The following is a 24,775-nucleotide window of genomic DNA, read 5'->3' on the forward strand; positions in this document are numbered from 1 at the left end:
TATAGCATTTAAAAATTAGACAAAGATCAAGGCAAGAGCATTTTTTGCAAGACAAAAAAACAAAATAGCTTTATCATAGCGCACGATTTAGGTTCGCCTAATACGCATTTTTATTAACTTAAAGAGGAAAACAAAAATGGCAAAAATCGTTAAAGTGATTGGTCGTGAAATCATCGACTCACGCGGTAATCCAACTGTTGAAGCAGAAGTTCATTTAGAAGGTGGTTTTGTAGGTCTAGCCGCTGCACCATCAGGCGCATCAACGGGTTCTCGTGAAGCATTAGAATTACGCGATGGTGACAAATCACGTTTCCTAGGTAAAGGTGTATTAAAAGCGGTTGCAGCAGTTAACGGCCCTATCGCAGATGCATTAGTGGGTAAAAATGCTTTAAACCAAGCTGAGATCGACCAAATTATGATCGACTTAGATGGTACAGAAAACAAATCAAACTTTGGTGCTAATGCTATCTTAGCGGTTTCATTAGCCAACGCAAAAGCGGCCGCTGCTTCTAAAGGCTTACCATTGTACGCTTACATTGCAGAACTCAACGGTACGCCGGGCGTTTATTCTATGCCATTACCAATGATGAACATCATCAACGGTGGTGAGCATGCAGACAATAATGTTGATATTCAAGAATTTATGATCCAACCGGTAGGGGCAAAAACATTGCGTGAAGCACTTCGTATTGGTGCGGAAGTATTCCACAATCTCGCAAAAGTATTAAAAGCAAAAGGAATGAGCACGGCTGTTGGTGATGAGGGTGGTTTTGCGCCAAATCTTGCTTCTAACGCTGATGCCCTAGCTTGTATCAAAGAAGCGGTAGAAAAAGCCGGTTATGTATTAGGTAAAGATGTGACCTTAGCAATGGACTGCGCTTCTTCTGAGTTCTATAACAAAGAAACCGGCAAATATGAAATGAAAGGCGAAGGTCGTTCATTCACTTCCGAAGAATTCACGCATTATCTTGAAGAGCTTTGCAAACAATATCCGATCGTTTCTATTGAAGACGGCCAAGATGAGTCTGACTGGAACGGTTTTGCATATCAAACCAAAGTATTAGGCGACAAAGTGCAATTAGTGGGTGATGACTTATTCGTTACTAACACTAAAATCTTAAAAGAAGGTATCGAAAAAGGTATCGCAAACTCTATCTTAATCAAATTCAACCAAATCGGTTCTTTAACGGAAACCTTAGCGGCAATCAAAATGGCGAAAGACGCCGGCTATACTGCGGTGATTTCTCACCGTTCCGGTGAAACCGAAGATGCGACTATCGCTGATTTAGCGGTGGGTACGGCAGCAGGTCAAATCAAAACCGGTTCTATGAGCCGTTCTGATCGTATTGCAAAATACAACCAATTAATCCGTATCGAAGAAGCATTAGAACGTGCAGGCACACCGGCTGCGTTCCCGGGTTTAAAAGCCGTTAAAGGTCAAGCCTAATCGTTGGTTAATTTAAACTGAAATCGCACCGCGTTTTTTAAGGATAGATCTGCACCCCAAAAGTTGGATACATTAACCAGCTGATTAAGGTGCAGATTTTTTATAAACAAACATTATTCATGTCTAATTTAAATAAAATAAGCCTGTAAAATGATTTTGTTAAAACGTTCACAGATACCATTTGTCTGCGGGTGTTTTACTTTCGTTTTTATATAGTCAATATCATTAATTGCCAAATAAAGCTCATAATTGTGATTTTCTACCTTATCACAATATTTTCTCCCTCTGTCAGTAAGAATACGTAATATTAGTAAATCTTGGCAAATGCAAACTTTGCTGTATGTATCAATAAAGGTTTGCTGATAAATGCGTCCAACACCTTTAAGATTACCTACATAGAAAGTATCTTGTCCTCCCAGATAGCCTGGGTGAGCAGTTTCAATTTCACCATAAGCAAGCTCATCTTTCTTTTTACGCTCTAAGGCTTGTATCTAGGAATACCTTGCTCGGCAACTAGCTTTTCAACTGCAGCCAATCACTGTGTTAAATTAGCAATATAGTGCCTTAAGCAAATCGGCTGGATACCACCTACGGAAGCAAAAATACCTTGTTTCGTACTTCGTTATTGACCCGAGCTTATCCGAATACTGGATTATCCAAAGCAAACTACAACACGGCTTTTCAACTTTTTCATCGACTCGATTTTTAATGTTAGGGACACGTCAGTTTTAATTGAGTCACGCATCCACACCGCTTTCTTCAACTGCCTGTTGATAGCGATAAAATATATCTTGGAGCATACCCATGATTTTGCAAGCTTGGGAATGTTACCTAGTTCTTAAGCTAAATTGAGTAAACCGGTCCAGTGTTTAATGAGGGGATTGTAATCATAAAACATGAGCGTTTCCTCTTCAGGAAACGCTCATGTTTTATTGTGATTTGTCAGATTTAATCTGATCTTCTACATTGTTTTTGCATATTGTGTTAAACATCCTCTTCTTTTGCCCATTCTAATGAGCGTTTTACGGCTTTTTTCCAGCCTTTGTAACGGCGTTCACGTTTTTCGTTATCGTTATCTGGGGTGAAAGTGCGTTCTACACGGGCTTTATCTCGTAGCTCGTCTAAATCTTTCCAGAAACCGGTGGCGAGTCCTGCAAGGTAGGCTGCGCCTAGGGCGGTGACTTCTTTCACCACAGGACGTTCTACATTCACATCTAAAATATCCGCTTGGAATTGCATTAAGAAGTTATTGTTTGTCGCTCCACCATCTACACGGAGATGTTGGAGGCGTTCACCTGAATCAGATTGCATTGCCTCTAATACATCACGGGTTTGATAGGCGATAGATTCAAGGGTCGCTCGCACAATGTGGTTACGATTAGCGCCACGGGAAAGCCCGAAAATAGCGCCTCGTGCATAAGGATCCCAATAAGGTGCTCCTAAACCGGTGAACGCCGGCACCACATAAACACCATTACTATCCGGCACTTTTTGGGCAAAATATTCGGAATCGAAACTGTCGTGAACAATTTTGAGTTCATCACGCAACCACTGAATAGAAGCCCCTGCAATAAAGACTGAACCCTCTAACGCATATTCCGGTTCACCTTTGGCATTACAAGCGATAGTGGTAAGCAACCCATTTTTTGAGGTGATGGCTTTATTACCGGTGTGGAGCAGCATAAAACAACCTGTACCATAGGTGTTTTTGGCCTGGCCTGCATGTACACATAAATGCCCATAAAGTGCAGCCTGTTGGTCACCGGCAATCCCTGCCACCGGAATACGCACACCGCCTTTACCACCGATGTTAGTCTGACCGTAAATTTCAGAGGAGTTACGGACTTCCGGTAGCATTGAACGAGGAATATTCAAGATTTCAAGCATCTTGTCATCCCACTGTTTGGTGTGAATATTAAATAACATGGTGCGTGAGGCGTTGGTGTAATCGGTGACGTGAACTCGGCCTTGAGTTAATTTCCATACAAGCCAGGTATCTACTGTACCAAATAAGAGTTCACCACGTTCTGCTTTTTCACGCGCCCCTTCCACATTATCCAAAATCCATTTTACTTTCGTGCCGGAAAAATAAGGGTCTACCACTAAGCCTGTGGTGTGGCGAATATAGTCTTCATAGCCGTCTGCTTTGAGTTTATCGGTAATATCCGCAGTACGGCGGCATTGCCAAACAATGGCGTTATAAACCGGGGCACCTGTTGCTTTTTCCCACACAATAGTGGTTTCACGTTGGTTAGTGATGCCGATTGCGGCAATTTCATCAGAGGTAATTCCGGCTTTGGCGACCACTTCATTGAGTGTGGAGCTTTGGGTCGCCCAAATTTCCATTGGATTATGTTCTACCCAACCTGCATGTGGGTAGATTTGTGTGAATTCTCGTTGAGCAATTTCGACGATGTTAGCATTATGATCTAATAATACCGCTCGAGAACTGGTTGTGCCTTGGTCTAAAGCGATAATGTATTTTTTGTCTGCCATGGTAAACTCCTTAGAAAACGTTTGAGTGATAAACGAAAATTTTGAGCTTAAACGAACAAATTGCGCCGTTAACCTAATCGAATTCTCATCAAGTTTAAAGTGTGACTTTGTTATTTCGTGATAGGGATCACAAAAAAATTTTCTTTTTCGATAAATTATGTGATCTGTTTCTCATTTCTCGCATTTAATTCAAATACTTCCTTGAATTGTGGGGTTTTTATCAGATAATGACTGGGCTCAAATATGAGTATCTCACCTTTGATCGAACAACGAACATAATTGCTTATCGGCAGTTCTTTTAGAAATGCCTTCTTCAATCATCGTATGGAGATTCTCTTATGAATGTATATTTCGCAGAGTTTTTCGGCACCGCTTTAATGATTCTCTTAGGGAATGGTGTGGTGGCGAATGTTTGTCTTGATAAAACCAAAGGGCAAAGTTCAGGTTGGATTGTCATCACCACCGCTTGGGCATTTGCGGTGTATGTGGCAGTGACGGTTGTTGGGCCTTATAGTGGTGCTCATTTAAATCCCGCTGTGACTTTAGGGCTTGCCGCAAAAGGAGCATTCGACTGGGGCTTAATGCCGGGCTATGTTATCGCACAGATTTTAGGGGCGATGGTGGGGGCCTTATTGGTTTATATTGTGTATCGTGACCATTTCTTAGCCACTGAAAATGAAGGTCTAAAACGTGCGTGTTTTTGCACAGAGCCGGCAATTCGTCATTATTCCAGTAATCTCATCAGTGAAATTATCGGCACTTTTGTGTTGATTTTCGTGATTTTTTATCTTTCAGGCGCGGGCATTACTCTACCGGGAACAACAGAGGTAACGCCAATCGGATTAGGATCTCTTGGTGCATTGCCTGTTGCTATTCTTGTTTGGGCGATCGGGTTGTGTTTGGGTGGTACAACCGGTTATGCCATTAATCCTGCACGGGATTTGGGGCCACGTTTAACCTTAGGGCTTTTCCTTCGTCGTCGCTTAAACACCAAAGCGGATTGGGGATATTGCTGGGTGCCTATTGTCGGGCCTATCATTGGGTCTTTATTGGCGGCCGGGTTTTATGCCCTCGTGATGTAGCCAATGTGAAAACAGGTTGAAAATCAACCGCACTTTTCAAACATAAAAAAGAACCCAATCTTTCATTGATTGGGTTCTTTCTTTTGCTTAGGAAATGATTATTTACCTTTTAAGAATTCAACGCCTGTATCCGGGAAATCGGTAAATACGCCTGTTGCACCGGCTTTATTGAATAAGGCATCATACATTTGATTTACATCGGTAAAAAATTCCGGCAAGGCATCTTTACGCACCGTGTAAGGATGGAGTTCTACGTTATATTGTGCTAATTCTTTCACTAACGGCGTATATTGAATATTGCCGACTTTCGATTTTTCTTTGTCGATTAACATATACCAGCCCGGTCCTACGCCATCAGCGTATTTCACCACCTCAGCCATTGCTCCCGGTTTGAACATCCAATCGTAATCGTAGTTCACCCATTTGCCTTGGGCGTTTTTTTCCTCAGTTTCATGCCAATCGGTGTAAGCCACGAGTTGAACTAATTTCACATCCATTCCCATTTTTAGCAGTAATTCGGTTTTGATACGTTTTAGCTCGTTGAAATCGAAGGTTTGTAAATAAACCTTATCGGTTTTCTTGTCATAACCGTATTTTTTCAACACCTTGAGGGTTTCCGCCGCAATATCTTTGCCGTTTTGGTGATGGAACCAAGGGGCTTTAATTTCCGGGTAAATCCCTACTTTTTTACCGGTGGATTTTTCTAAACCTTGAATAAATTCAATTTCGTCCTCAAAGGTATGAATTTTGAAATGGGATTTCCAAAGCGGGAAGCGGTTAGGATAAACAGCGATTTGTTTTCCTTCTTTGGTTTCAAAGTTTTCCGTCATATTTAAACTTTGAATTTCTTTTAAGGTAAAGTCGATCACATAGTAACGACCGTCCTTACGGTGTCGGTTTGGGAATTTTTTTGCCACATCCGTTAGGCCGTCTAAAAAGTGATCATGAATGACGATAAGACGACCGTCTTTTGTCATCGCTAAATCTTGTTCTAAATAATCAGCCTGTTGACCAAAGGCAAGGGCTTTGGATTCCAGTGTATGCTCAGGTAAATAACCACTTGCACCACGGTGGGCGATAATGAGTTTCTCTGATTTCATATGATTTGCTGTCATAGATTGGCTGCTACAACCGGCTAATACGCCGGCAGCGAATAAAGCAAGGGCTAGGGGTTTAAGTTTCATAAATCTCTCCTTAAAAGAGCGGTCAATTTTGAGATTGTTTTTGATGAATAAAAAAGGCGACTTTAGCTTTTGCTTGTCGCCTTATTTATGTAAATTATTTCGTACCGTAGGTATCGCCTAATTTTGCTTTGTGTTTACTTTCTTCAATCATCACAATGAAAAGGAGTAATACTGCTAAGATACCACCGGCGATCATCACATAGAAACCGCCATCCCAGCCGTAATATTCTGCTGCCCAACCAACTACAGCAGAAGCCGATACCGTACCACCTAAATAACCGAATAAACCGGTGAAACCTGCTGCCGTACCTGCAGCTTTTTTCGGTGCAAGCTCAAGGGCGTGTAAGCCGATTAACATCACCGGACCATAAATTAAGAAACCGATAGTCGTCATTAAAATAAAGTCGGTTAATTGATATGGGTTTTCATACCAAGCACCGTAGCTTGCGATCTCTGCTTCCGGTGTTGCCGGGTTTTTCCATAAAGCGACAACGGCGATCGTGGTTAAAATCATAAAGATGAAACCGGTTAATCCACGTTTACCTTTGAATACATGGTCAGAAACCCAACCACATAATAATGTGCCCGGAATTGCAGCCAATTCATAAATGGTGTACGCCCAAGCCGTTCCCTTAATGTTGAAGTGTTTTACTTCACCTAAGTAAACCGGTGACCATTTCAACACACCGTAGCGAATTAAATAAACAAAGACGTTAGCAATGGCGATGTACCATAACAATTTGTTTTTCAACACATAAGTCATAAAGATTTCTTTCGTGGAAAGCTCATGCTCGTAGGTTTTTTCGTTATAGTCATCAGGGTAGTCATTACGCCATTTTTCAACAGGCGGTAAGCCACAAGATTGTGGGGTATCTTTCATCACAAGATAAATTGGAATAGCGATGATCATCGCTGCAATACCCGGATAGTAAAGGGCTTGTTGCCATACATCTTTCGCTGTGGCTTCTACCCCATGTGTGCTGAAATAAAGCGCACCGGCGAGAAGTACCATAGCACCCGGTACCATACCACCAAGGTTGTGGGCGGTATTCCAAATAGAAACAATGGTTCCACGTTCGGATTTAGACCACCAGTGAACCATTGTCCGTCCGCATGGCGGCCATCCCATACCTTGGAACCAACCGTTTAAAAAGATCATGATCCACATGATAACGATGCCGGATGTTGCCCACGGGAATAACCCCATCATGGTCATACATAAACCGGACAGTAATAAACCGAACGGTAAAAAGACTTTCGGGTTAGAACGATCCGAAAGCATTGCCATAAAGAATTTTGATAAACCGTAAGCTAAACCGGCTGCCGTACCGACAATACCCAATTCAGCTTTATTATACATACCTGCTTCAATTAACCCTTTTTGAGCCAAGTCAAAGTTTGCACGCACAAAATAATAAGCGGCGTAGCCAAAGAAGATTCCTGCGAAGACCTGCCAACGTAAACGTTTATAGGTGGAATCAATTTTTTCCGCCGGAAGTTCCGCAATGTGCGGTGCGGGTTTAAATGGTCCAAACATAATTTTTCTCCAACATATTGAATTATGATTTGTCCTTTCCCATTAAAAAGAAAGGAGAGTGTGCATAATAATGAAAAATAAAAAATAAGAAAGTTTGAGAATAAAAAAATGTGAAGTTCTTCACAGAAAAAATGATCTTACAATGAGTGAATTCGAAAATAATGTGATCTACTTCACAAAATAATTTTCTTTTTCGCTCAAAATGTTGTTTATTTAGGCATAATTCTCTACAATTTGATTAATTTTTATCTTTTATTATTTTTTTGTGGGCTGTGGGGGTAAACATGGGATTATCGCCTAATTTATATCGAGATGTTGGAGATTTCTCTCCCTTATCAACAGATGTGATTATCATCGGTGGTGGGGCAACCGGTGCGGGGATTGCCCGTGACTGTGCATTGCGGGGGATTTCCTGTATTTTATTGGAACGCCGTGATATTGCCACCGGTGCAACCGGGCGTAATCACGGGCTTTTACATAGTGGTGCCCGCTATGCTGTTAATGATCAAGAATCAGCAGAAGAATGTATTAAAGAAAACCGCATTTTGCGCCAAATTGCCCGCCACTGTGTTGATGAAACGGAAGGGTTATTTATCACCTTACCTGAAGATTCCCTCGATTATCAAAAAACCTTCATTGAAAGCTGCACCAAATCCGGTATTGAAGCTGTGGCGATTGATCCTCAACTTGCCAAAATAATGGAACCTTCCGTTAATCCAAATTTAGTGGGCGCTGTAGTAGTGCCTGATGGCTCTATTGATCCTTTCCGTTTAACTGCCTCCAATATGATGGATGCGGCAGAAAATGGTGCTAAAGTTTTCACCTACTGTGAAGTGAAAAATCTCATTCGGGAAGGCGGGAAAGTGATTGGTGTGGATGTTTATGATCATAAAAACAAAGTGAAACGCCAATTTTTTGCACCGGTGGTGGTGAATGCCAGTGGCATTTGGGGACAAGGGATTGCGGAATATGCGGATCTCAAAATAAAAATGTTCCCTGCCAAAGGCGCATTGCTGGTGATGGGACACCGTATCAATAAAATGGTGATTAACCGCTGTCGTAAACCGGCAGACGCCGATATTCTTGTGCCGGGTGATACCATTTGTGTGATTGGCACCACTTCCAGCCGTATTCCTTACGATCAAATTGACAATATGGAAATTACCCCCGAAGAGGTGGATATTCTTTTCCGTGAAGGGGAAAAACTGGCGCCAAGTTTACGTCATACCCGTGTGCTTCGTGCTTATGCAGGGGTTAGACCATTAGTGGCAACGGATGATGATCCGTCCGGTCGGAATGTCAGCCGTGGTATTGTTTTATTGGATCATGCCGAGCGTGACGGCTTAGACGGATTTATCACAATAACCGGTGGTAAATTGATGACTTATCGCTTAATGGCGGAGTGGGCAACGGATTTGGTGTGCAAAAAACTGAATAAAAATGCGTCTTGTGTGACCGCAGAGCGTCCTTTACCGGGTTCGACAGAAAGTCGCCAAGAAACCAATCAAAAAGTGATTTCATTACCAAGCACCATTCGTTATTCCGCAGTGTATCGTCATGGGGCGAGAGCCAGCCGATTGTTACAAACCGATCGTTTAGATCGTTCTATGGTGTGTGAATGTGAAGCGGTGACAGCAGGTGAAGTGCGTTATGCCGTTGATGAGCTTGATGTGAATAATCTGGTGGATTTACGCCGCCGCACCCGTGTGGGCATGGGAACTTGCCAAGCAGAACTTTGCGCCTGTCGTGCTGCCGGGTTGATGAACCGTTTTGAGGTTGCCACGCCTCGCCAATCCACCACACAACTGAATGCTTTTATGGAAGAACGTTGGCGTGGAATTCAGCCTATCGCTTGGGGCGAGGCAATTCGTGAGGCGGAATTTACCGCTTGGATGTATGGCAGTGTATTGGGGTTAAATGATGTGAAACCCCTTGAAGAACAAGCACAACAGGGGACGGACAGTAATGAATTTTGATGTAGCCATTATTGGTGGCGGTTTGGCAGGATTAACCTGCGGTATCGCCCTTCAACAACAGGGTAAACATTGTGTGATCATCAACAACGGACAAGCCGCTATGGATTTTGCTTCCGGTTCATTTGATTTATTAAGCCGTTTGCCTGACGGCAGTGCGGTGGAAAATTTACCCGAAAATTTGACCGCACTTTGCAACGCATTACCGGCGCATCCTTATAGCCTATTGGGTGCAGAACAGGTGATAAGCAAAGCGCAAGCCTTTGAAGACTTGGCGCAATCGCTCAATCTTCATTTAGTCGGTTCAAGTGAAAAAAATCACTGGCGTGTTGCGGGGCTGGGGAGTTTGCGTGGCACATGGCTTTCCCCGAATAGTGTGCCTACGGTAGAAGGGAACGAACCTTTCCCACACAAACGCATTGCAGTGTTAGGGATTGAGGGGTATCACGATTTTCAACCGCAATTATTAGCGGCAAATTTAGTGCTTAATCCCCAATTCGCCCATTGTGAGGTAACAAGTGGTTTCTTAAATATTCCTCAGTTGGACGAACTTCGCCAAAATGCCCGTGAGTTCCGTAGTGTTAATATTGCCCAGCTTTTAGAGCATAAATTGGCTTTTGATGATTTAGTGAAAGAAATTGTGGAGTCTGCGCTTGGGGCAGAGGCGGTCTTTTTGCCGGCGTGCTTTGGGCTAGAAAATCAAGCATTTATGACCGCACTCCGCCAAGCGACAAAACTGGCATTATTTGAACTCCCAACCTTACCGCCCTCATTATTAGGTATGCGTCAGCGTCTTCAATTACGCCGTCAATTTGAATCTCTTGGGGGCTTAATGATGAATGGTGATAGTGCGGTGAAAGCGCATTTTGATGGTGATCGTGTGCGTTGTATTATGACACGTTTGCATAATGACGAAGAAATTGTTGCGGATAATTTTGTGCTTGCTTCGGGCAGTTTTTTCAGCAAAGGCTTAATGTCCGAATTTGATCGAATTTTCGAACCGGTGTTTTATGCCGATATGACAGGGGTAGCCGGTTTTGATGAGAAAGATCGTTTCACTTGGACGGATAACCGTTTCTCTAATCCGCAACCTTATCAATCGGCCGGGGTGGTGATTAACGCCCATTGCCAAGTGCAAAAGAGCGGTCAATTTTTAAAGAATTTATATGCAGTGGGGAATGTCATCGGGGGTTTTAATGCGTTAGAACTCGGCTGTGGTTCCGGGGTAGCTGTGGTGACGGCATTGACGGTTGCCGATGAAATTTTGGCGAAATAGGGGGGCGATAATGGATACCAATATTCAACGATTAATTGACAGCGCAAAACAATCGCTTAATTCGGCCTCAAGCCATCAATATATTGATGAAAGTTTTGAAAGTTGTATTAAATGTACCGCCTGTACCGCTGTTTGTCCGGTTTCCCGTAATAACCCGCTTTATCCCGGCCCGAAGCAATCCGGCCCCGATGGAGAGCGTTTGCGTTTAAAATCGGCTGAACTTTATGACGAAGCCCTTAAATACTGCACCAACTGTAAACGTTGTGAAGTGGCTTGTCCGTCTGATGTCAAAATTGGTGATCTCATTGTTCGGGCGCGTAATAATCATTTGGCTCAACAGAAAAAACCGCTGATGAACAAATTGCGTGATGTTATTTTGAGTAACACCGATGTGATGGGAAAACTCAACACGCCTCTTGCCCCTATTGTGAACCGTATTACAGGATTGAGCGCAACAAAATTTGTGCTTGAGAAAACTCTTAATATCAGCAAAAAACGCACCTTACCGAAATATGCCTTTGGTACGTTTCGTAGCTGGTATATGAAAAATGCCTTGGAAGCGCAGAAAAAGTTTGAACATAAAGTGGCCTATTTTCACGGCTGTTATGTGAACTATAACAATCCCCAACTGGGCAAAGAATTTTTGAAAGTATTCAATGCCATGGGGATTGGCGTGATGTTGTTGGAAAAAGAAAAATGCTGCGGCTTACCTTTAACGGTGAACGGTTTTCCTGAGCGTGCACGCAACATTGCTCAATTCAATACCAATTTTATCGGCAAAATGGTGGATGAAAATGGTTTAGATGTGATTAGCGAAGCCTCAAGTTGTGCGTTAAATTTACGGGATGAATATCATCATATTTTGGGCATCGACAATGCTAAAGTCCGCCCACATATCCATATGGTGACCCCTTTCTTATATCGGCTTTTTAAAGAGGGGAAACGCTTACCGTTGAAACCGCTGAAATTGCGGGTGGCGTACCACACGGCGTGTCATGTCGAAAAAGCAGGTTGGGCGCCTTACACATTGGAGGTGTTGAAACAAATTCCGGGATTGGAAATCATTATGTTGCCATCACAATGTTGTGGCATTGCCGGTACTTATGGTTTTAAAGCGGAAAACTATGACACCGCACAAGCTATTGGGAAAAGCTTATTTGAGCATATCAACGAAGGCGGATTTGATTATGTGATTTCTGAATGTCAAACCTGTAAATGGCAAATTGATATGTCTTCCAATGTCACCTGTATTCACCCATTGAGTCTACTTTGTCAGTCAATGGAAGCCTAAAAAATAGCAGTCATTTGACTGCTATTTTGTTTTTTTTACTTTTCGTTTTTAATATTAGGATTGGTTGTGTTCGTAGGCATAAAGCGTATTATGCATCAACATTGCCACCGTCATTGGGCCGACCCCACCGGGGACGGGGGTGATATAGCTAGCTTTTTGGGCGGCCGCTTCAAATCCGACATCACCAACTAATTTTCCTTCAATACGGTTAATCCCAACATCAATCACGACAGCCCCTTCTTTTACCCATTCACCCGGTATTAAGTTAGGTTTCCCCACGGCGACCACCAAAATATCCGCTTGACGAATATGAGCTTCAAGATCTTTTGTAAAACGATGGGTAACGGTAACGGTGGCGCCTGCCAGTAATAATTCTAAGGACATAGGGCGACCGACAATGTTTGATGCCCCCACAATCACCGCATGTTTACCATGTAAATCAATACCGGTGGTTTCTAATAATTTCATTACACCATAGGGGGTGCAGGCTCGTAAAGTGGGGATACGTTGGCATAAACGCCCAACATTATAAGGGTGAAAGCCATCCACATCTTTTTTAGGATCAATACGTTCAATAATGGCTTCAGAGTGAATTTGTTTTGGTAGCGGTAGCTGAACCAAAATACCATCAACAGTGTTATCTGCGTTTAAGGTATCAATTAAGCTGAGTAACGCTTGTTCAGTCGTGTCTTCCGGTAAATCATAGGATTGAGAACGAATGCCAACTTCTTCACAACTTCGGCGTTTACTTTCTACATAAACTTGAGAAGCAGGATCGGACCCCACCAAAATCACAGCAAGGCCCGGTGCACGTTCTCCTTTGCTACGATAATTTGATATTTTTTGTGAAATATCGGATTTGATTTGCTTAGAAAGTAGGGTACCGGAAATAATTTTTGCTGTCATTGGGAAGCCTTAATGAATAAAAGTAAACGTTTGCTATTTTAGCTGACAACGCATAAATTTACAAAATCAAATCTATTAGGCGGAACAATTGGAATAATTTTGAGCAATTAATAGAAAAACGATAAAAATTGATTGACTGAATAAGAAACCGCTCTATAATTGTGCGCACTTGTCGGCGAGTAGCGCAGCTTGGTAGCGCAACTGGTTTGGGACCAGTGGGTCGTAGGTTCAAATCCTATCTCGCCGACCATTTCTTTTTATCTTCCTTCAAAATTTGTGCCGGATACAAAAGATATCACCTTTAAAATGCGCCCTTAGCTCAGCTGGATAGAGCAACGCCCTTCTAAGGCGTGGGTCAAAGGTTCGAATCCTTTAGGGCGTGCCATTTCGTTATTATCAAAATAGACTTTCTTATCCATTTTTTATCAATCAAGCTTGTAAAGCTGGCAAGAACAGCAGTTTTTGGTTCACCTTAGATCTTACAAAGAAAATCCCTATTGACTGATTTCAATAGGGATTTAGTGTGATTGGGGAACGGAAGTATTATTGACTTCTGTTTCTGGTGAAAGGCTTAGTTGAACCTTTTATTTTACTTTTTGTAATTTGGCATAGGCATTGAGCAATGCTTGATGTTCTTTGAAATTTTTTAATTGCTCATCACTTGCCGGTAGGTTGTAGAAAGGATTACCCCCTTCAGCGACAGCCGCCCAAGCTTGTTTTACCGTTTCTTCGCCATACATTTTTTCAAAGGCAGTGCGATATTGTTCAGGTATGCGGTTTTCGTCTAAATAAAGTTCAAGCACGCTGATTAACGCTCGGTAGTAGTTTGCTCGTTGCGGTGTGAAAACCGAACCATTCATATTCAATGTCCAGTTTGCCCAATCTAAGGCTTGTTCTAATTCACCTAATGCCAGGTGAAGCATGGATTTCAATTCGCCCACCCGTAAGGTTGTCCAACCACTTGTTTTTGGAGCAACGATACCGATAAATTCTCGTACACGGGTGGCATCATCAATATTTTGTGCATCCAATTCTTCTAATAATTCTGCATAGGTTTCCGGGGTATGATGCCAGTGAGGTAAATCCAGCAAAATTTCACGCCAATCCATTCCCATATTGTTATTGGCATAAATTAAATCATCTACGGGATAAATATCAGACATACCCGGCACGATAATACGGCAAGCGTAAACGCCCAAATGCTGGTAATCCATAATGTAGACTTCTTTGTTTTCCTCACGGAAAATCGCCATAAGGTTATGATATTCCTCTTGTGTTGTGCCGGAGAAATCCCAATGAACAAAGGTATAGTCAGGGGTTTGTTTGAATAAATCCCATGAAATTAAACCGCTGGAATCAATAAAATGCGTTTCGAGGTTGGCATGATCAGCGACATCCTCATTATTAAAAGAAGGGGGGGCAAAAACGTCTAAATCTTTTAAACTTCGACCTTGCAGGAGTTCTGTTACGGTACGTTCCAATGCCACTTGGAAATTAGGATGAGCGCCAAAAGAGGCAAAGCAAGTCCCATTGTTTGGGTTGAACAGCACTACGCAAATTACCGGATATTTCCCGCCTAAAGAGGCATCAAAGGCGTAAATCGGAAAGCCTTCTTCCTCTAATTTAGCAATAGCGGTTTGGATGGCAGGATAGCGGTTCATCACCTCTTGAGGGATTTCCGGTAGGCTGATGGCTTCTGCGATAATTTTATTTTTGACATAGCGTTCAAAAACCTCTGATAAGCCTTGCACACGGGCTTCAAATTTGCTGTTACCCGCAGACATCCCATTAGACACATAAAGATTGGCAATAATGCTTTGTGGAATATAGACGGTTTGTTCATCGGATTGGCGAACATAAGGCATTGCCACAATGCCACGCTCATCATTGCCCGATTGTAAATCCACTAATAATTCCGGTGTAAGTTCACCGTTAGGATCAAAATAGGTAAGCAACTCATCGTTTAAAATCCCTTTCGGTAGGCTTGTTTCATCCTCAATTGGGAACCATTTTTCACTGGGATAATGAACGAAATCCCCCTTGGCAATCTCTTTCCCTAAATAGAAATCAGCAAAAAAATAGTTGGTGGAAAGACGTTCAAAATATTCTCCCAATGCCGAAGCCAGTGCGGCTTTTTTGCTTGCTCCTTTACCGTTGGAAAAACACTGAGGGCAATCTTTATCCCGAATATGAACAGACCACACATTAGGTACGGGATTGAGCCAAGAGGCTTCTTCAATATTAAAGCCCAGTTCGGTTAATTTTTGTTGAAATTTTGCAATACTGTCTTCTAATGCAGCATCTTTACCGGGAATAAAGGTTTGTTCAGTCATGATTGTTCCTAAATAAACGAAAAAAGTGCGGTGCATAATAGGGGAGTTTTGGCGAGGGGGCAAGGATTGATTTTAATGCCGTCACTATTTAGTGTTAGGTTCAGCGGTGCATGAGGTATTTCTTCTTGGAATGCTTCCGCCGGTTGCAAAAATGTTGGTGTTTTTGACCGCACTTTTTCCCTGTTGAGGGTTAAGGGATAATGGCGTTTTTGTGCCACAATCAACGTTAAAGGTGAAAACAGTGTTGCCTGCTGTGGTTTGATCGCAAGGTTTTGGCACGAAATGATATCGAAATGCAGCAATTCAAGCCAATCAATAATGCGCCAAGTAGGATATTGGCGGAAAGGAAACGTCCCGAGTTTCTGTTTAAAAATCAGTGGGCTGAGTGGATTAAACAACGAAAGAAATAACCAACCGTCATCGCTTAATACACGGTGGGTTTCACGCAATATTTGATGGGGATCTTGCGCAAAGTTAAGAGTATTGGCAAGAAACGCCGCATTGATTTCTTTTTGGATAAAAGGCAGTGCCGTTAATTCTGCTTGAATGAGCGTGTCATTTGGCGTTAAAGGCGTGGTTAAATTGGGCGAGATGTTTTCACACACCCACATTTGATGACGCATGGGTAATTCTGTGGGGATTTCGGCACTTAATGCTCCAAGCTTTAACACTTGATAACCTAAAATTTTTGGCAACCAAGGGGCACAGGCTTTTTGTAATGCGTTACAATATGCCTCACCCTGTGGCAATTGCTGCCAACTGGTTGGCGAAGAAAAGGAACGTTTTGATTTTGCGTGCCAGTTGAGCATCATCCATCCAAATTGAGAGAAGAATTATGTTAGTTGCCTTACCTGCGTTGAATGACAATTATATTTGGCTTTATCAACGGGAAAATTTACCGCTTATTATTGTCGATTTACCGGAAACGGACAAGCTTTTTGCTTGGCTTGTGGCGAACCCTACTCCCATTGAGGCCTTGTTGCTTACTCATGAGCATGATGACCATACTCAAGGGGTGGCTTCCTTTAAGCAACGTTATCCGAATGTGCCCATTTATGGCTCGCAAGAATGTGCCTCAAAAGGGGCAACGCATATTGTCAATGAGGGGGAAATTATCACCCCGAATTATGCTATCCAAGTGATCCCCACCGGCGGCCATACAGCACAGCATATAAGTTTTCTGGTGGATAATCATTTATTTTGTGGTGATGCATTATTTTCAGCAGGGTGTGGGCGGGTATTTACCGGTAACTATCAGCAAATGTTTGAGGGGTTAGGGCGTTTAAAGCAACTTCCTGACGATACCATTGTATGCCCCGGTCATGAATATACTTTAAGCAATTTGGCTTTTGCGGAAACTGTGATAGAAGAGAAAAGTGCGGTCAAAAATCATCGTATTTTTGTGGAACATTTACGTCAGGAAGGTAAACCCAGTTTGCCAACAACACTGGAATTAGAGAAACGCATTAATCCCTTTTTACAGGCGAAGAGCGAACAGGAATTTATCGCATTACGTCAAGCAAAAGATCGCTTCTAACTATTTTAGGTTATTCTAAATAGATTGTGCGGTGTTGATTTGCCGAACGCATAACAATTCATTAAAATAGCGCACAAGTTTTTCTTGAATGTTCACCGCCGTTAAAAGTGCGGTGATTTTTAATTGCATTATGACCCTTCTTGTTCTTGGCATTAATCATAAAACCGCGTCCGTTTCTGTGCGTGAAAAAGTGGCTTTTTCTGATGAAAAGCGCCGCATTGCCTTGCAACAAATTCAACAGCAAAATCTTGCTGAAGGTGCGGTTATCCTTTCTACCTGTAACCGAACGGAAGTGTATTTGCATCATCGCCAAATTTCTCCCCAAGAATGTGATGAATGGCTGAAAAATGCAGAAAAATGGTTTGCCAATATCCATCATCTTCCCTTAGATGAACTGAGTTCCAGTCTTTATGCCCATCAAAACCAACAGGCTGCCAATCATTTAATGAGAGTTGCCAGTGGGTTAGACTCTTTAATTTTAGGTGAGCCACAAATTTTAGGGCAGGTTAAACAGGCTTTTCAGATAAGTGAAGATTACTATCAAACAGAAAAAGTGCCTTTTTCAACCGAGCTTTCCCGTTTATTCCAAAAAACATTTTCTACGGCCAAACGAGTTCGCACGGAAACCCATATTGGTGAGAGTGCGGTTTCGGTGGCTTATGCCGCTTGTAGTTTAGCCCGTCAGATCTTTGAATCCTTACAGGAACTCAATATTTTGCTGGTGGGGGCCGGAGAAACCATCGAATTAGTAAGCCGTCATTTATTACGCCATGGTGTAAAAAAATTAATGATTGCCAACCGAACCTTGGCAAGGGCTGAACAATTAGTGGCAAATTTGGCAACAGAAACGGACATTGAGGTGTTTTCCTTAGCGGATTTGCAAAATGCTTTAAATCAAGCGGATATTGTGATCAGTTCCACAGGTAGCCCTAATGTATTAATTCACCAAGAAATGGTGAAAATTGCTCAGAAAAAACGCCATTATGCCCCGATGTTGTTGGTCGATATTGCCGTGCCACGGGATATTGATGAAAGTGTGGCAAAATTAGACAGCGTTTATCATTACACCGTAGATGATTTACAAGGGATTATTCAGCACAATTTAAACCAACGCGAGCAAGCCTCCAAACAAGCGGAAGGGATCATTGCACAAGAATGCCGTGATTTTTTTGAATGGTTAAAAGTGCGTCAATTTTCCAATCTGATTAAGCATTATCGTGATGATGCAGAGCATATCCGCCAAGATTTGTTGGAAAAAGCATTACAGCATTTACAACAAGGTGATAATGCAGAAAAAGTATTGCAAGAGTTGAGTTATAAATTAATGAATAAACTCATTCATGCGCCGACACAAACCATGCAATCAATGATGAGAGCCGGCAATGCAGAAGGCTTGCATTTGTTTTCCAATACGCTCAATCTTTCCCATCCTCTTGATGAAAAAAACAGTTAAATTTTTGACCGCACTTTGTGGCTTTCTTGCCTTTTCTTCACAAGCCTCATATCGTAGTTTTACTGAATCGCACATCACTTATGGTATTTTCCAAGCAAAACCGGAAGAAGTGCGGTTACATTGGCGTGATAGTGAAGGGAAAAACTACCGCTCAATCACCAATTTAAAACGTGCCTTAGAAAAAAATTATCAGGTCAAAATGATTATGAATGGGGGGATTTATAGTCAAAATGATGTGCCGGCGGGCTTGTGGATCGAAAAGGGAAAAGAATTAAATCCTTTAAATACTAAACGGGGAAGCGGTAATTTTCATGTGCAACCCAACGGGGTCTTTGTTTTAGTGGGGAAACAACCCTATATTTTGACGACAAAAGCCTATCAACAGAAAAAATTAAAACCGACATTTGCCCTGCAATCAGGGCCGATGCTCCTAATTAATGGAAAAATAAATCCTCAATTTCGCCCTACTTTGGAAAGTTATCATAAGCGTAATGCCGTATGTTTAAACAAGCAAAATGAACTTTTCTTTATTCTCACCACCTCAGGAAAACCCAATCTTTATACCTTTAGCCAAGCATTACAAAAAATAGGATGCCATAATGCCTTGTATTTAGACGGGACGATTTCTAATTGGTATATTCCGAATATATCAAGCAGTTTTCATTGGCATTATTTCGTGGGGATGATTTCAGTTGCTGCGGTGAAAGAAAAAGAATAAAACCGTTTTTTTTATAAGCAACTAAATTCAAAAATAGGATTTTTTATAAAAAGTGATTGACTAGGTTCGGACAAATCAGCATAATACGCCCCGCAAAGCCGATATGGTTAGCAAGATGGCTACATAGCTCAGTTGGTTAGAGCACAACACTCATAATGTTGGGGTCGCAAGTTCGAATCTCGCTGTAGCCACCATGCGGGACTGGCGAAATTGGTAGACGCACCAGATTTAGGTTCTGGCGCCGAGAGGTGTGTGGGTTCAAGTCCCTCGTCCCGCACCATTTATCGCTTTGTAAGTCAAAAATAGTTGTTGGGGTATCGCCAAGCGGTAAGGCACCGGGTTTTGATCTCGGCATCCCTAGGTTCGAATCCTAGTACCCCAGCCATACTATCCTAAATTTTCCTGTATTCTTAATGAAAAGAATTTCTGTTGGGGTATCGCCAAGCGGTAAGGCACCGGGTTTTGATCTCGGCATCCCTAGGTTCGAATCCTAGTACCCCAGCCATCTCATTTCTTGTTTTATTACTTTTAACGGACAATTATTTCTCTTTTTTACCTATAAAAAATGCGATCAAAATTATTCACAAACTCGCTTACTCGTTTGTTCACCCTTATCAGGGTCGTTGGCAAAGCCAACGCTCAAAAAACGTTGTTTTTTGTGACCGCACTTTAAAGGTTTATAACCGCTTTTATTCCTTATCAACCACCACTTCTTCCTGACAATGAGGACAAGTCATAAGATGCTCTTCATGGTGATGCACAATATAATGCCCCATTTTTTTGGCTTTGGTATCTAAATATTTTGTATTGTAGCGATTTTCGCCGACATTCAGCGGGACACGTTCTACCACATTAATGCCCGCCTTTTTCATCGTTTCTACTTTTTCCGGATTGTTTGTCATTAAGCGGACTTGTTTTACGCCCAATAACTCAAACATATCGGCACAGACCTCGAAATTGCGTTCATCGGCTTTAAACCCCAGTGCAAGGTTAGCCTCAATGGTATCCATTCCTTGATCCTGTAAGGAATAAGCCCGAATTTTATTGATTAATCCGATCCCACGCCCTTCTTCACGGTGGTAAATTAATACCCCTCGCCCTTCTTCTTTTATTTGACGAAGTGCGGTGGCTAATTGGAAGCCACAATCGCATTTTAAGCTGTGAAGGGCATCTCCGGTTAAACATTCGGAGTGAATTCGGGCCAAAACCGGTTCATTGTGATTTGAAATATCGCCCATCACCAACGCAACATGCTCTTTTTTGGTATCAGGAAATTCAAACCCAACCATTTTAAAAATGCCATATTCGGTGGGTAAATTGGCTTGAGCAACCAGTTGAATTTTTGCCATAAAGTTATCCTTCTTCCTTTGTATTTCTGCTAAAATGCGTACTTTCTTTTGCTTATCAAGGAACGAGTATGTTTAAAAGGCTGTCATTATATACGTTATTACTTTGTCTTGTACCGTTTTTTATGTGGGGTTTTTCCTATCAATGGCATGGGAATGCCCAGCTGGTAGAAGCAGATTATTGGCTTTATTTACTCACCGAAACAGGCAGCGTGCCTTATGCGTTAATAACTTGTGGTGTCTTTGCCCTGATGTTTAGATTTTTGTTTAAAAGCCGTAAACAATGGATATTAGGTGTGGCGGTGATGGCTTTTTCGGTGGTGGCAACACAAGCAGTGAAAACAGGATTAAAAGCGGTGTTCAAAGAGCCTCGTCCATTTACGGTCTATTTAGCGGAACAGACAAACCGTACACCGGAAAATTTTTATGCCAATGATCGCACTCAGCGTGCAGTTATCGCCAAAGACTTTTATTCGACACAACCCGATACACCGTCTTGGTTGGTGAAACATTATGAAGATGAAACGGGTTATTCTTTTCCCTCCGGCCATACGATTTTTGCTGCAACCTGGTTAATGCTTGCCGTCGGCTTTACCCAATTATTAGGTCATCGCTCATGGCAGGCAAAATTGTTGGTGGGCGGTATGGCGATTTGGAGTTTACTGATGTTAATTAGCCGTGTACGTTTGGGAATGCATTATCCTATTGATCTTTTGGTGGCGACACTTTTTGCTTGGCTAATTAATCTGATTATTTTCGGTTTTTTACAGAAAAAGCGATCTTCGTCATAAAATCCACATAAAAGTGCGGTTAAAATCTCATGAGTTTTTATTTTGTAAAAGGAGCGGGCTATGTATTATGGTTTAGATATCGGTGGCACAAAAATTGAGCTTGCGGTATTTAATGAAAAGTTAGAGAAATTGTATTCTGAACGGGTTCCCACACCAAAAACAGATTACGATGAATGGCTCAATGTGATTGTGGAGCTAGTCAATCGTGCTGATGAGCAATTCGGTGAGCGTGGCACCGTTGGGTTAGGTGTACCGGGCTTTGTTAATCAACAAACGGGGCTGGCAGAAATTACCAATATCCGTGTAGCAGATAATAAACCGATTTTGCGTGATCTTTCCGAACGATTAGGGCGTGAAGTGCGTGCAGAAAATGACGCCAATTGTTTTGCTTTATCTGAAGCTTGGGATGAGGAAAATCAACAATATCCTAGCGTACTCGGGTTAATTCTCGGCACCGGATTTGGTGGCGGTTTTGTGCTAAATGGAAAAGTGCATTCCGGGCAAGTGGGCATGGCGGGGGAGCTGGGACATTTGCAATTAAATTATCATGCCTTGAAGTTACTTGGTTGGGATAAGGCACCAATTTATGAATGTGGTTGTGGGAATAAAGCTTGCCTCGATACCTATCTTTCCGGCCGTGGGTTTGAAATGTTATACCATGATCTCAAAGGTGAAAAATTATCGGCCCGAGAAATTATTGATGCCTTTTACCGAGGTAAAGAAAGTGCGGTGGATTTTGTTAATCTTTTTGTGGAATTAGCGGCGATTTCTATCGGTAATATTATTACTGCTTTTGACCCACATATGATCGTGCTAGGCGGCGGCTTATCGAATTTTGATTATTTATATGAAGCCTTACCCAAAGCCTTACCGCCCCATTTAATGCGGACAGCAAAAGTGCCACCGATTAAAAAAGCCAAACATGGTGATTCCGGTGGTGTTCGTGGTGCGGCTGCACTCTTTTTAACCAAGTAATGATTAGGCGTGTAGATTTTCTATACGCCTTTTGTTTTTGATCTAATAATTTCCTATTTAATTAAATAAAATCTTCTTAAAGTCCATTTATTTTTAATATTTTTTGATAAACATCGTTTTTCTTCCTCTTTTTGCCTACAATTTCTTTCCTTATTTTTATTTTGGGAGGAGCTTTATGGAAATGATTAACGCTTTAGAACAACTATTAGTATGGATTGTTGATCATCTTGACGGGCCGATATGGAATTTAACCATTGTCATTTTGTTGGGTGTCGGTTTATTTTTCACCATTACAACGGGTTTTGTGCAGTTACGATTATTCCCGGTGAGTATTCGAGAAATGTGGTTCGGGCGGGCAGCAGAAGGCAGTTCTCTCACCCCTTTCCAAGCCTTTACAACGGGGCTTGCCAGCCGAGTTGGCGTAGGCAATATTGGTGGCGTTGCTACCGCTATCGCCCTAGGTGGAGAAGGGGCGGTGTTTTGGATGTGGATCACCGCTTTTATCGGCATGTCGAGTGCCTTTGCTGAGTCTACGCTCGCACAGCTATTTAAAATTCAAGATAAAGACGGATCGTTTCGTGGCGGGCCGGCTTATTATATGGTGCAGGGGCTGAAATCACGGGTTATGGCGATAGCTTTTGCTATTGCACTCATTTTTACTTTTGGTTTTGCTTTCAATTCCGTGCAGGCAAATTCTATTGTGGAAGCGACGCGCAATGCTTGGGATTGGCAAGGTGAATATGTCGGGATCGCCCTAGTGATTTTAACGGCCGTCATTATTTTCGGTGGGATTAAACGCATTGCGGTGATTTCCAGTAGCCTTGTGCCGATGATGGCATTGTTCTACCTCATTATGGCTGTGATTATTTTGGGAATGAACATTGAATTGGTGCCAACGGTGATCAATAACATCATCAAAAGTGCCTTTACCTTTGATGCTGCAGCAGGCGGTTTCTTTGGTGCTATGGTGTCTAAAGCGATGATGATGGGGATTAAACGTGGTTTGTTTTCCAATGAAGCCGGTATGGGTTCTGCCCCTAATGCGGCAGCAGCGGCTCATGTTAAACACCCGGTTAGCCAAGGCTTAGTGCAAATGCTAGGCGTATTTGTTGATACCATGATGGTATGTACTTGTACGGCAATTGTGATTTTACTTTCAAATAATTATGGCGGTGAAGAACTGAAAAGTATTTCTCTTACGCAAAATGCCTTGCAATATCATGTGGGGGAATTTGGGCTGCATTTCCTTGCCTTTATTTTATTGCTTTTTGCCTATTCTTCTATTATTGGTAACTATGCTTATGCAGAAAGTAATATCCGCTTCATTAAAAACAAACCTTGGTTTGTGTTGTTATTCCGTCTAACCGTGCTGTTTTTCGTTTATTTTGGGGCGGTGCGTTCCGGTAATGTGGTATGGAATTTTGCAGATACCGTGATGGCGGTGATGGCAATTCTCAATTTAGTGGCAATTGTATTGCTTTCACCAATTGTATGGACGCTATTGAAGGATTATCAACGTCAACTTAAAGCCGGAAAAACGCCGGAATTTAAAATTGACGACTATCCAACATTGAAAAAACGGGTATTTGAACAACAAACCTGGAAATAGTGAAATAGCAAAGTAAAGAGCGATCAATTTGATTTGACCGCTCTTTCGTTTTAATCCAATCGATTTATTTATTCAATCTGATTAGGCCTTATCGTCAATTAAAATGCTTTCTAATGCAATTTCAATCATTTCATTGAAGGTTAATTGACGCTCTTCAGCACTGGTTTGTTCGTGGGTGCGGATATGATCTGAAACCGTACAGATAGTTAATGCACGAGCACCATACTCAGCCGCCACACCGTAGATGCCGGCCGCTTCCATTTCTACCCCAAGAATACCGTATTTTTCCATTACATCGAACATCTCTACATCCGGTGTGTAGAATAAATCTGCCGAAAATAAGTTCCCCACTTTTACTGGAATGCCTTTCTCTTTTGCCGCCGCAACAGCTGCACTGGCTAAACCAAAATCAGCAATGGCAGCAAAATCATTATCTTTAAAGCGAATACGATTGACTTTAGAATCCGTACAAGCCCCTAAGCCTATCACCACATCACGCAATTTAACGTCCATTTTTACCGCACCGCAAGAGCCGACACGAATGATTTTTTTCACGCCGTATTCGGTGATTAATTCTTTTGCATAGATTGAGCAAGATGGGATCCCCATGCCGTGTCCCATGACTGAGATTTTACGTCCTTTATAAGTGCCGGTGAAACCAAGCATATTGCGTACATTGGTGACTTCTTTCACATCATCTAAAAATGTTTCTGCGATATATTTGGCACGAAGCGGATCACCCGGCATTAATACGCTATCTGCAAATGCACCTTCAGGTGCGTTAATATGTGGAGTCATAGTATTACCTCTTTTTTGACTGT

Annotated in this window: 19 protein-coding genes, 6 tRNA genes and 1 pseudogene; 17 read left to right on the top strand and 9 right to left on the bottom strand. The window is 42.1% G+C overall.

Features of this window, described 5'->3' with window-relative positions:
- Positions 1 to 136 precede the first annotated feature (136 nt).
- Positions 137 to 1,447: a phosphopyruvate hydratase gene (gene eno / locus BKK48_RS02460; RefSeq protein WP_077426623.1), complete on the top strand. Its 1,311-nt coding sequence runs from the start codon at positions 137 to 139 to the stop codon at positions 1,445 to 1,447.
- Positions 1,448 to 1,581: 134 nt separating this feature from the next.
- Here the strand turns inward: eno and BKK48_RS02465 are convergent.
- Positions 1,582 to 2,345, bottom strand: a pseudogene (locus BKK48_RS02465) (helix-turn-helix domain-containing protein); the annotation flags it as partial.
- Positions 2,346 to 2,431: 86 nt separating this feature from the next.
- On the bottom strand, positions 2,432 to 3,943 hold the full coding sequence (glpK, locus tag BKK48_RS02470; protein WP_077426624.1) for a glycerol kinase GlpK: 1,512 nt from the start codon (positions 3,941 to 3,943) through the stop codon (positions 2,432 to 2,434).
- A gap of 338 nt (positions 3,944 to 4,281) precedes the next feature.
- On the opposite strand from glpK, the gene BKK48_RS02475 reads away from it, so the two are divergent.
- The gene (locus tag BKK48_RS02475) at positions 4,282 to 5,025 is read left to right on the top strand and encodes an MIP/aquaporin family protein (protein WP_077426625.1); all 744 of its coding nucleotides are present in this window, start codon (positions 4,282 to 4,284) and stop codon (positions 5,023 to 5,025) included.
- Positions 5,026 to 5,123: 98 nt separating this feature from the next.
- On the opposite strand, the gene glpQ is transcribed toward BKK48_RS02475, so the two are convergent.
- On the bottom strand, positions 5,124 to 6,209 hold the full coding sequence (glpQ, locus tag BKK48_RS02480) for a glycerophosphodiester phosphodiesterase (RefSeq protein WP_077426626.1): 1,086 nt from the start codon (positions 6,207 to 6,209) through the stop codon (positions 5,124 to 5,126).
- Between the two features lie 94 nt (positions 6,210 to 6,303).
- Positions 6,304 to 7,746, bottom strand: coding sequence for a glycerol-3-phosphate transporter (gene glpT, locus BKK48_RS02485; RefSeq protein WP_077426627.1), 1,443 nt, complete (start codon positions 7,744 to 7,746; stop codon positions 6,304 to 6,306).
- Between the two features lie 284 nt (positions 7,747 to 8,030).
- Here glpT and glpA point away from each other — a divergent pair, with 284 nt between their 5' ends.
- Genes glpA through glpC form a run of 3 tightly spaced genes read left to right on the top strand, consistent with a single transcriptional unit; the run spans position 8,031 to position 12,286 of the window.
- Positions 8,031 to 9,722: an anaerobic glycerol-3-phosphate dehydrogenase subunit A gene (gene glpA / locus BKK48_RS02490; RefSeq protein ID WP_077426628.1), complete on the top strand. Its 1,692-nt coding sequence runs from the start codon at positions 8,031 to 8,033 to the stop codon at positions 9,720 to 9,722.
- Positions 9,712 to 10,995, top strand: coding sequence for a glycerol-3-phosphate dehydrogenase subunit GlpB (gene glpB / locus BKK48_RS02495; RefSeq protein WP_077426629.1), 1,284 nt, complete (start codon positions 9,712 to 9,714; stop codon positions 10,993 to 10,995). The genes glpA and glpB overlap by 11 nt, the downstream gene beginning before the upstream one ends.
- 10 nt (positions 10,996 to 11,005) lie before the next feature.
- Complete coding sequence (gene glpC / locus BKK48_RS02500) at positions 11,006 to 12,286, top strand: anaerobic glycerol-3-phosphate dehydrogenase subunit GlpC (RefSeq protein WP_077426630.1); 1,281 nt, start codon at positions 11,006 to 11,008, stop codon at positions 12,284 to 12,286.
- A gap of 54 nt (positions 12,287 to 12,340) precedes the next feature.
- Here glpC and folD read toward each other — a convergent pair whose 3' ends face one another.
- Positions 12,341 to 13,192, bottom strand: coding sequence for a bifunctional methylenetetrahydrofolate dehydrogenase/methenyltetrahydrofolate cyclohydrolase FolD (folD, locus tag BKK48_RS02505; protein WP_077426631.1), 852 nt, complete (start codon positions 13,190 to 13,192; stop codon positions 12,341 to 12,343).
- 173 nt (positions 13,193 to 13,365) lie between these two features.
- On the opposite strand from folD, the gene BKK48_RS02510 reads away from it, so the two are divergent.
- Together BKK48_RS02510 and BKK48_RS02515 are read left to right on the top strand one after the other, a co-directional pair.
- A tRNA-Pro gene (locus tag BKK48_RS02510) sits at positions 13,366 to 13,442 on the top strand.
- A gap of 58 nt (positions 13,443 to 13,500) precedes the next feature.
- Positions 13,501 to 13,577, top strand: a tRNA-Arg gene (locus BKK48_RS02515).
- Positions 13,578 to 13,776: 199 nt separating this feature from the next.
- Here the strand turns inward: BKK48_RS02515 and ycaO are convergent.
- Complete coding sequence (gene ycaO / locus BKK48_RS02520; protein ID WP_077426632.1) at positions 13,777 to 15,525, bottom strand: 30S ribosomal protein S12 methylthiotransferase accessory factor YcaO; 1,749 nt, start codon at positions 15,523 to 15,525, stop codon at positions 13,777 to 13,779.
- A gap of 8 nt (positions 15,526 to 15,533) precedes the next feature.
- Complete coding sequence (locus BKK48_RS02525) at positions 15,534 to 16,337, bottom strand: class I SAM-dependent methyltransferase (RefSeq protein WP_077426633.1); 804 nt, start codon at positions 16,335 to 16,337, stop codon at positions 15,534 to 15,536.
- Between the two features lie 23 nt (positions 16,338 to 16,360).
- Here BKK48_RS02525 and gloB point away from each other — a divergent pair, with 23 nt between their 5' ends.
- From gloB to BKK48_RS02560, 7 genes are all read left to right on the top strand, one after another.
- A complete protein-coding gene (gene gloB, locus BKK48_RS02530; protein WP_077426634.1) occupies positions 16,361 to 17,062 on the top strand; it encodes a hydroxyacylglutathione hydrolase in 702 nt (233 codons plus the stop codon).
- A gap of 130 nt (positions 17,063 to 17,192) precedes the next feature.
- Positions 17,193 to 18,515 carry a glutamyl-tRNA reductase gene (gene hemA, locus BKK48_RS02535; protein WP_077426635.1) on the top strand — a complete coding sequence of 441 codons (1,323 nt, stop codon included), beginning with the start codon at positions 17,193 to 17,195 and terminating at the stop codon, positions 18,513 to 18,515.
- On the top strand, positions 18,499 to 19,233 hold the full coding sequence (locus BKK48_RS02540) for a phosphodiester glycosidase family protein (protein ID WP_077426636.1): 735 nt from the start codon (positions 18,499 to 18,501) through the stop codon (positions 19,231 to 19,233). The genes hemA and BKK48_RS02540 overlap by 17 nt, the downstream gene beginning before the upstream one ends.
- A gap of 117 nt (positions 19,234 to 19,350) precedes the next feature.
- Positions 19,351 to 19,427 (top strand) — tRNA-Met (locus BKK48_RS02545).
- Between the two features lies 1 nt (position 19,428).
- A tRNA-Leu gene (locus BKK48_RS02550) sits at positions 19,429 to 19,513 on the top strand.
- A gap of 30 nt (positions 19,514 to 19,543) precedes the next feature.
- Positions 19,544 to 19,618, top strand: a tRNA-Gln gene (locus BKK48_RS02555).
- 45 nt (positions 19,619 to 19,663) lie between these two features.
- Positions 19,664 to 19,738 (top strand) — tRNA-Gln (locus BKK48_RS02560).
- 184 nt (positions 19,739 to 19,922) lie between these two features.
- Here the strand turns inward: BKK48_RS02560 and ribA are convergent.
- On the bottom strand, positions 19,923 to 20,582 hold the full coding sequence (gene ribA / locus BKK48_RS02565) for a GTP cyclohydrolase II (protein WP_077426637.1): 660 nt from the start codon (positions 20,580 to 20,582) through the stop codon (positions 19,923 to 19,925).
- Between the two features lie 68 nt (positions 20,583 to 20,650).
- Here ribA and BKK48_RS02570 point away from each other — a divergent pair, with 68 nt between their 5' ends.
- The 3 genes from BKK48_RS02570 to BKK48_RS02580 all read left to right on the top strand — a co-directional run bounded on the left by BKK48_RS02570 (position 20,651) and on the right by BKK48_RS02580 (position 23,954).
- Positions 20,651 to 21,370 carry a phosphatase PAP2 family protein gene (locus BKK48_RS02570; RefSeq protein ID WP_077426638.1) on the top strand — a complete coding sequence of 240 codons (720 nt, stop codon included), beginning with the start codon at positions 20,651 to 20,653 and terminating at the stop codon, positions 21,368 to 21,370.
- A 60-nt stretch (positions 21,371 to 21,430) separates the two neighbouring features.
- Positions 21,431 to 22,345: an N-acetylglucosamine kinase gene (gene nagK / locus BKK48_RS02575; protein ID WP_077426639.1), complete on the top strand. Its 915-nt coding sequence runs from the start codon at positions 21,431 to 21,433 to the stop codon at positions 22,343 to 22,345.
- 175 nt (positions 22,346 to 22,520) lie between these two features.
- Positions 22,521 to 23,954 (top strand): alanine/glycine:cation symporter family protein, encoded by a 1,434-nt coding sequence (locus BKK48_RS02580; RefSeq protein WP_077426640.1) that lies wholly within the window; start codon positions 22,521 to 22,523, stop codon positions 23,952 to 23,954.
- 81 nt (positions 23,955 to 24,035) lie between these two features.
- On the opposite strand, the gene deoD is transcribed toward BKK48_RS02580, so the two are convergent.
- Complete coding sequence (gene deoD / locus BKK48_RS02585) at positions 24,036 to 24,752, bottom strand: purine-nucleoside phosphorylase (RefSeq protein WP_077426641.1); 717 nt, start codon at positions 24,750 to 24,752, stop codon at positions 24,036 to 24,038.
- Positions 24,753 to 24,775: the final 23 nt, after the last annotated feature.

Source organism: Rodentibacter heidelbergensis (genome assembly GCF_002000125.1).
Lineage (GTDB): Bacteria > Pseudomonadota > Gammaproteobacteria > Enterobacterales > Pasteurellaceae > Rodentibacter > Rodentibacter heidelbergensis.

What these genes read in the sequence shown, in the direction of transcription:
- hemA (WP_077426635.1), top strand. Translation starts at nt 17,193, where the DNA reads ATGACCCTTCTTGTTCTTGGCATTAATCATAAAACCGCGTCCGTTTCT.
- BKK48_RS02540 (WP_077426636.1), top strand. Translation starts at nt 18,499, where the DNA reads ATGAAAAAAACAGTTAAATTTTTGACCGCACTTTGTGGCTTTCTTGCC.
- BKK48_RS02580 (WP_077426640.1), top strand. Translation starts at nt 22,521, where the DNA reads ATGGAAATGATTAACGCTTTAGAACAACTATTAGTATGGATTGTTGAT.
- glpC (WP_077426630.1), top strand. Translation starts at nt 11,006, where the DNA reads ATGGATACCAATATTCAACGATTAATTGACAGCGCAAAACAATCGCTT.
- ycaO (WP_077426632.1), bottom strand. Translation starts at nt 15,525, where the DNA reads ATGACTGAACAAACCTTTATTCCCGGTAAAGATGCTGCATTAGAAGAC.
- folD (WP_077426631.1), bottom strand. Translation starts at nt 13,192, where the DNA reads ATGACAGCAAAAATTATTTCCGGTACCCTACTTTCTAAGCAAATCAAA.
- glpB (WP_077426629.1), top strand. Translation starts at nt 9,712, where the DNA reads ATGAATTTTGATGTAGCCATTATTGGTGGCGGTTTGGCAGGATTAACC.
- gloB (WP_077426634.1), top strand. Translation starts at nt 16,361, where the DNA reads ATGTTAGTTGCCTTACCTGCGTTGAATGACAATTATATTTGGCTTTAT.
- ribA (WP_077426637.1), bottom strand. Translation starts at nt 20,582, where the DNA reads ATGGCAAAAATTCAACTGGTTGCTCAAGCCAATTTACCCACCGAATAT.
- BKK48_RS02525 (WP_077426633.1), bottom strand. Translation starts at nt 16,337, where the DNA reads ATGATGCTCAACTGGCACGCAAAATCAAAACGTTCCTTTTCTTCGCCA.
- glpA (WP_077426628.1), top strand. Translation starts at nt 8,031, where the DNA reads ATGGGATTATCGCCTAATTTATATCGAGATGTTGGAGATTTCTCTCCC.
- glpK (WP_077426624.1), bottom strand. Translation starts at nt 3,943, where the DNA reads ATGGCAGACAAAAAATACATTATCGCTTTAGACCAAGGCACAACCAGT.
- deoD (WP_077426641.1), bottom strand. Translation starts at nt 24,752, where the DNA reads ATGACTCCACATATTAACGCACCTGAAGGTGCATTTGCAGATAGCGTA.
- BKK48_RS02570 (WP_077426638.1), top strand. Translation starts at nt 20,651, where the DNA reads ATGTTTAAAAGGCTGTCATTATATACGTTATTACTTTGTCTTGTACCG.
- glpT (WP_077426627.1), bottom strand. Translation starts at nt 7,746, where the DNA reads ATGTTTGGACCATTTAAACCCGCACCGCACATTGCGGAACTTCCGGCG.
- eno (WP_077426623.1), top strand. Translation starts at nt 137, where the DNA reads ATGGCAAAAATCGTTAAAGTGATTGGTCGTGAAATCATCGACTCACGC.
- glpQ (WP_077426626.1), bottom strand. Translation starts at nt 6,209, where the DNA reads ATGAAACTTAAACCCCTAGCCCTTGCTTTATTCGCTGCCGGCGTATTA.
- BKK48_RS02475 (WP_077426625.1), top strand. Translation starts at nt 4,282, where the DNA reads ATGAATGTATATTTCGCAGAGTTTTTCGGCACCGCTTTAATGATTCTC.
- nagK (WP_077426639.1), top strand. Translation starts at nt 21,431, where the DNA reads ATGTATTATGGTTTAGATATCGGTGGCACAAAAATTGAGCTTGCGGTA.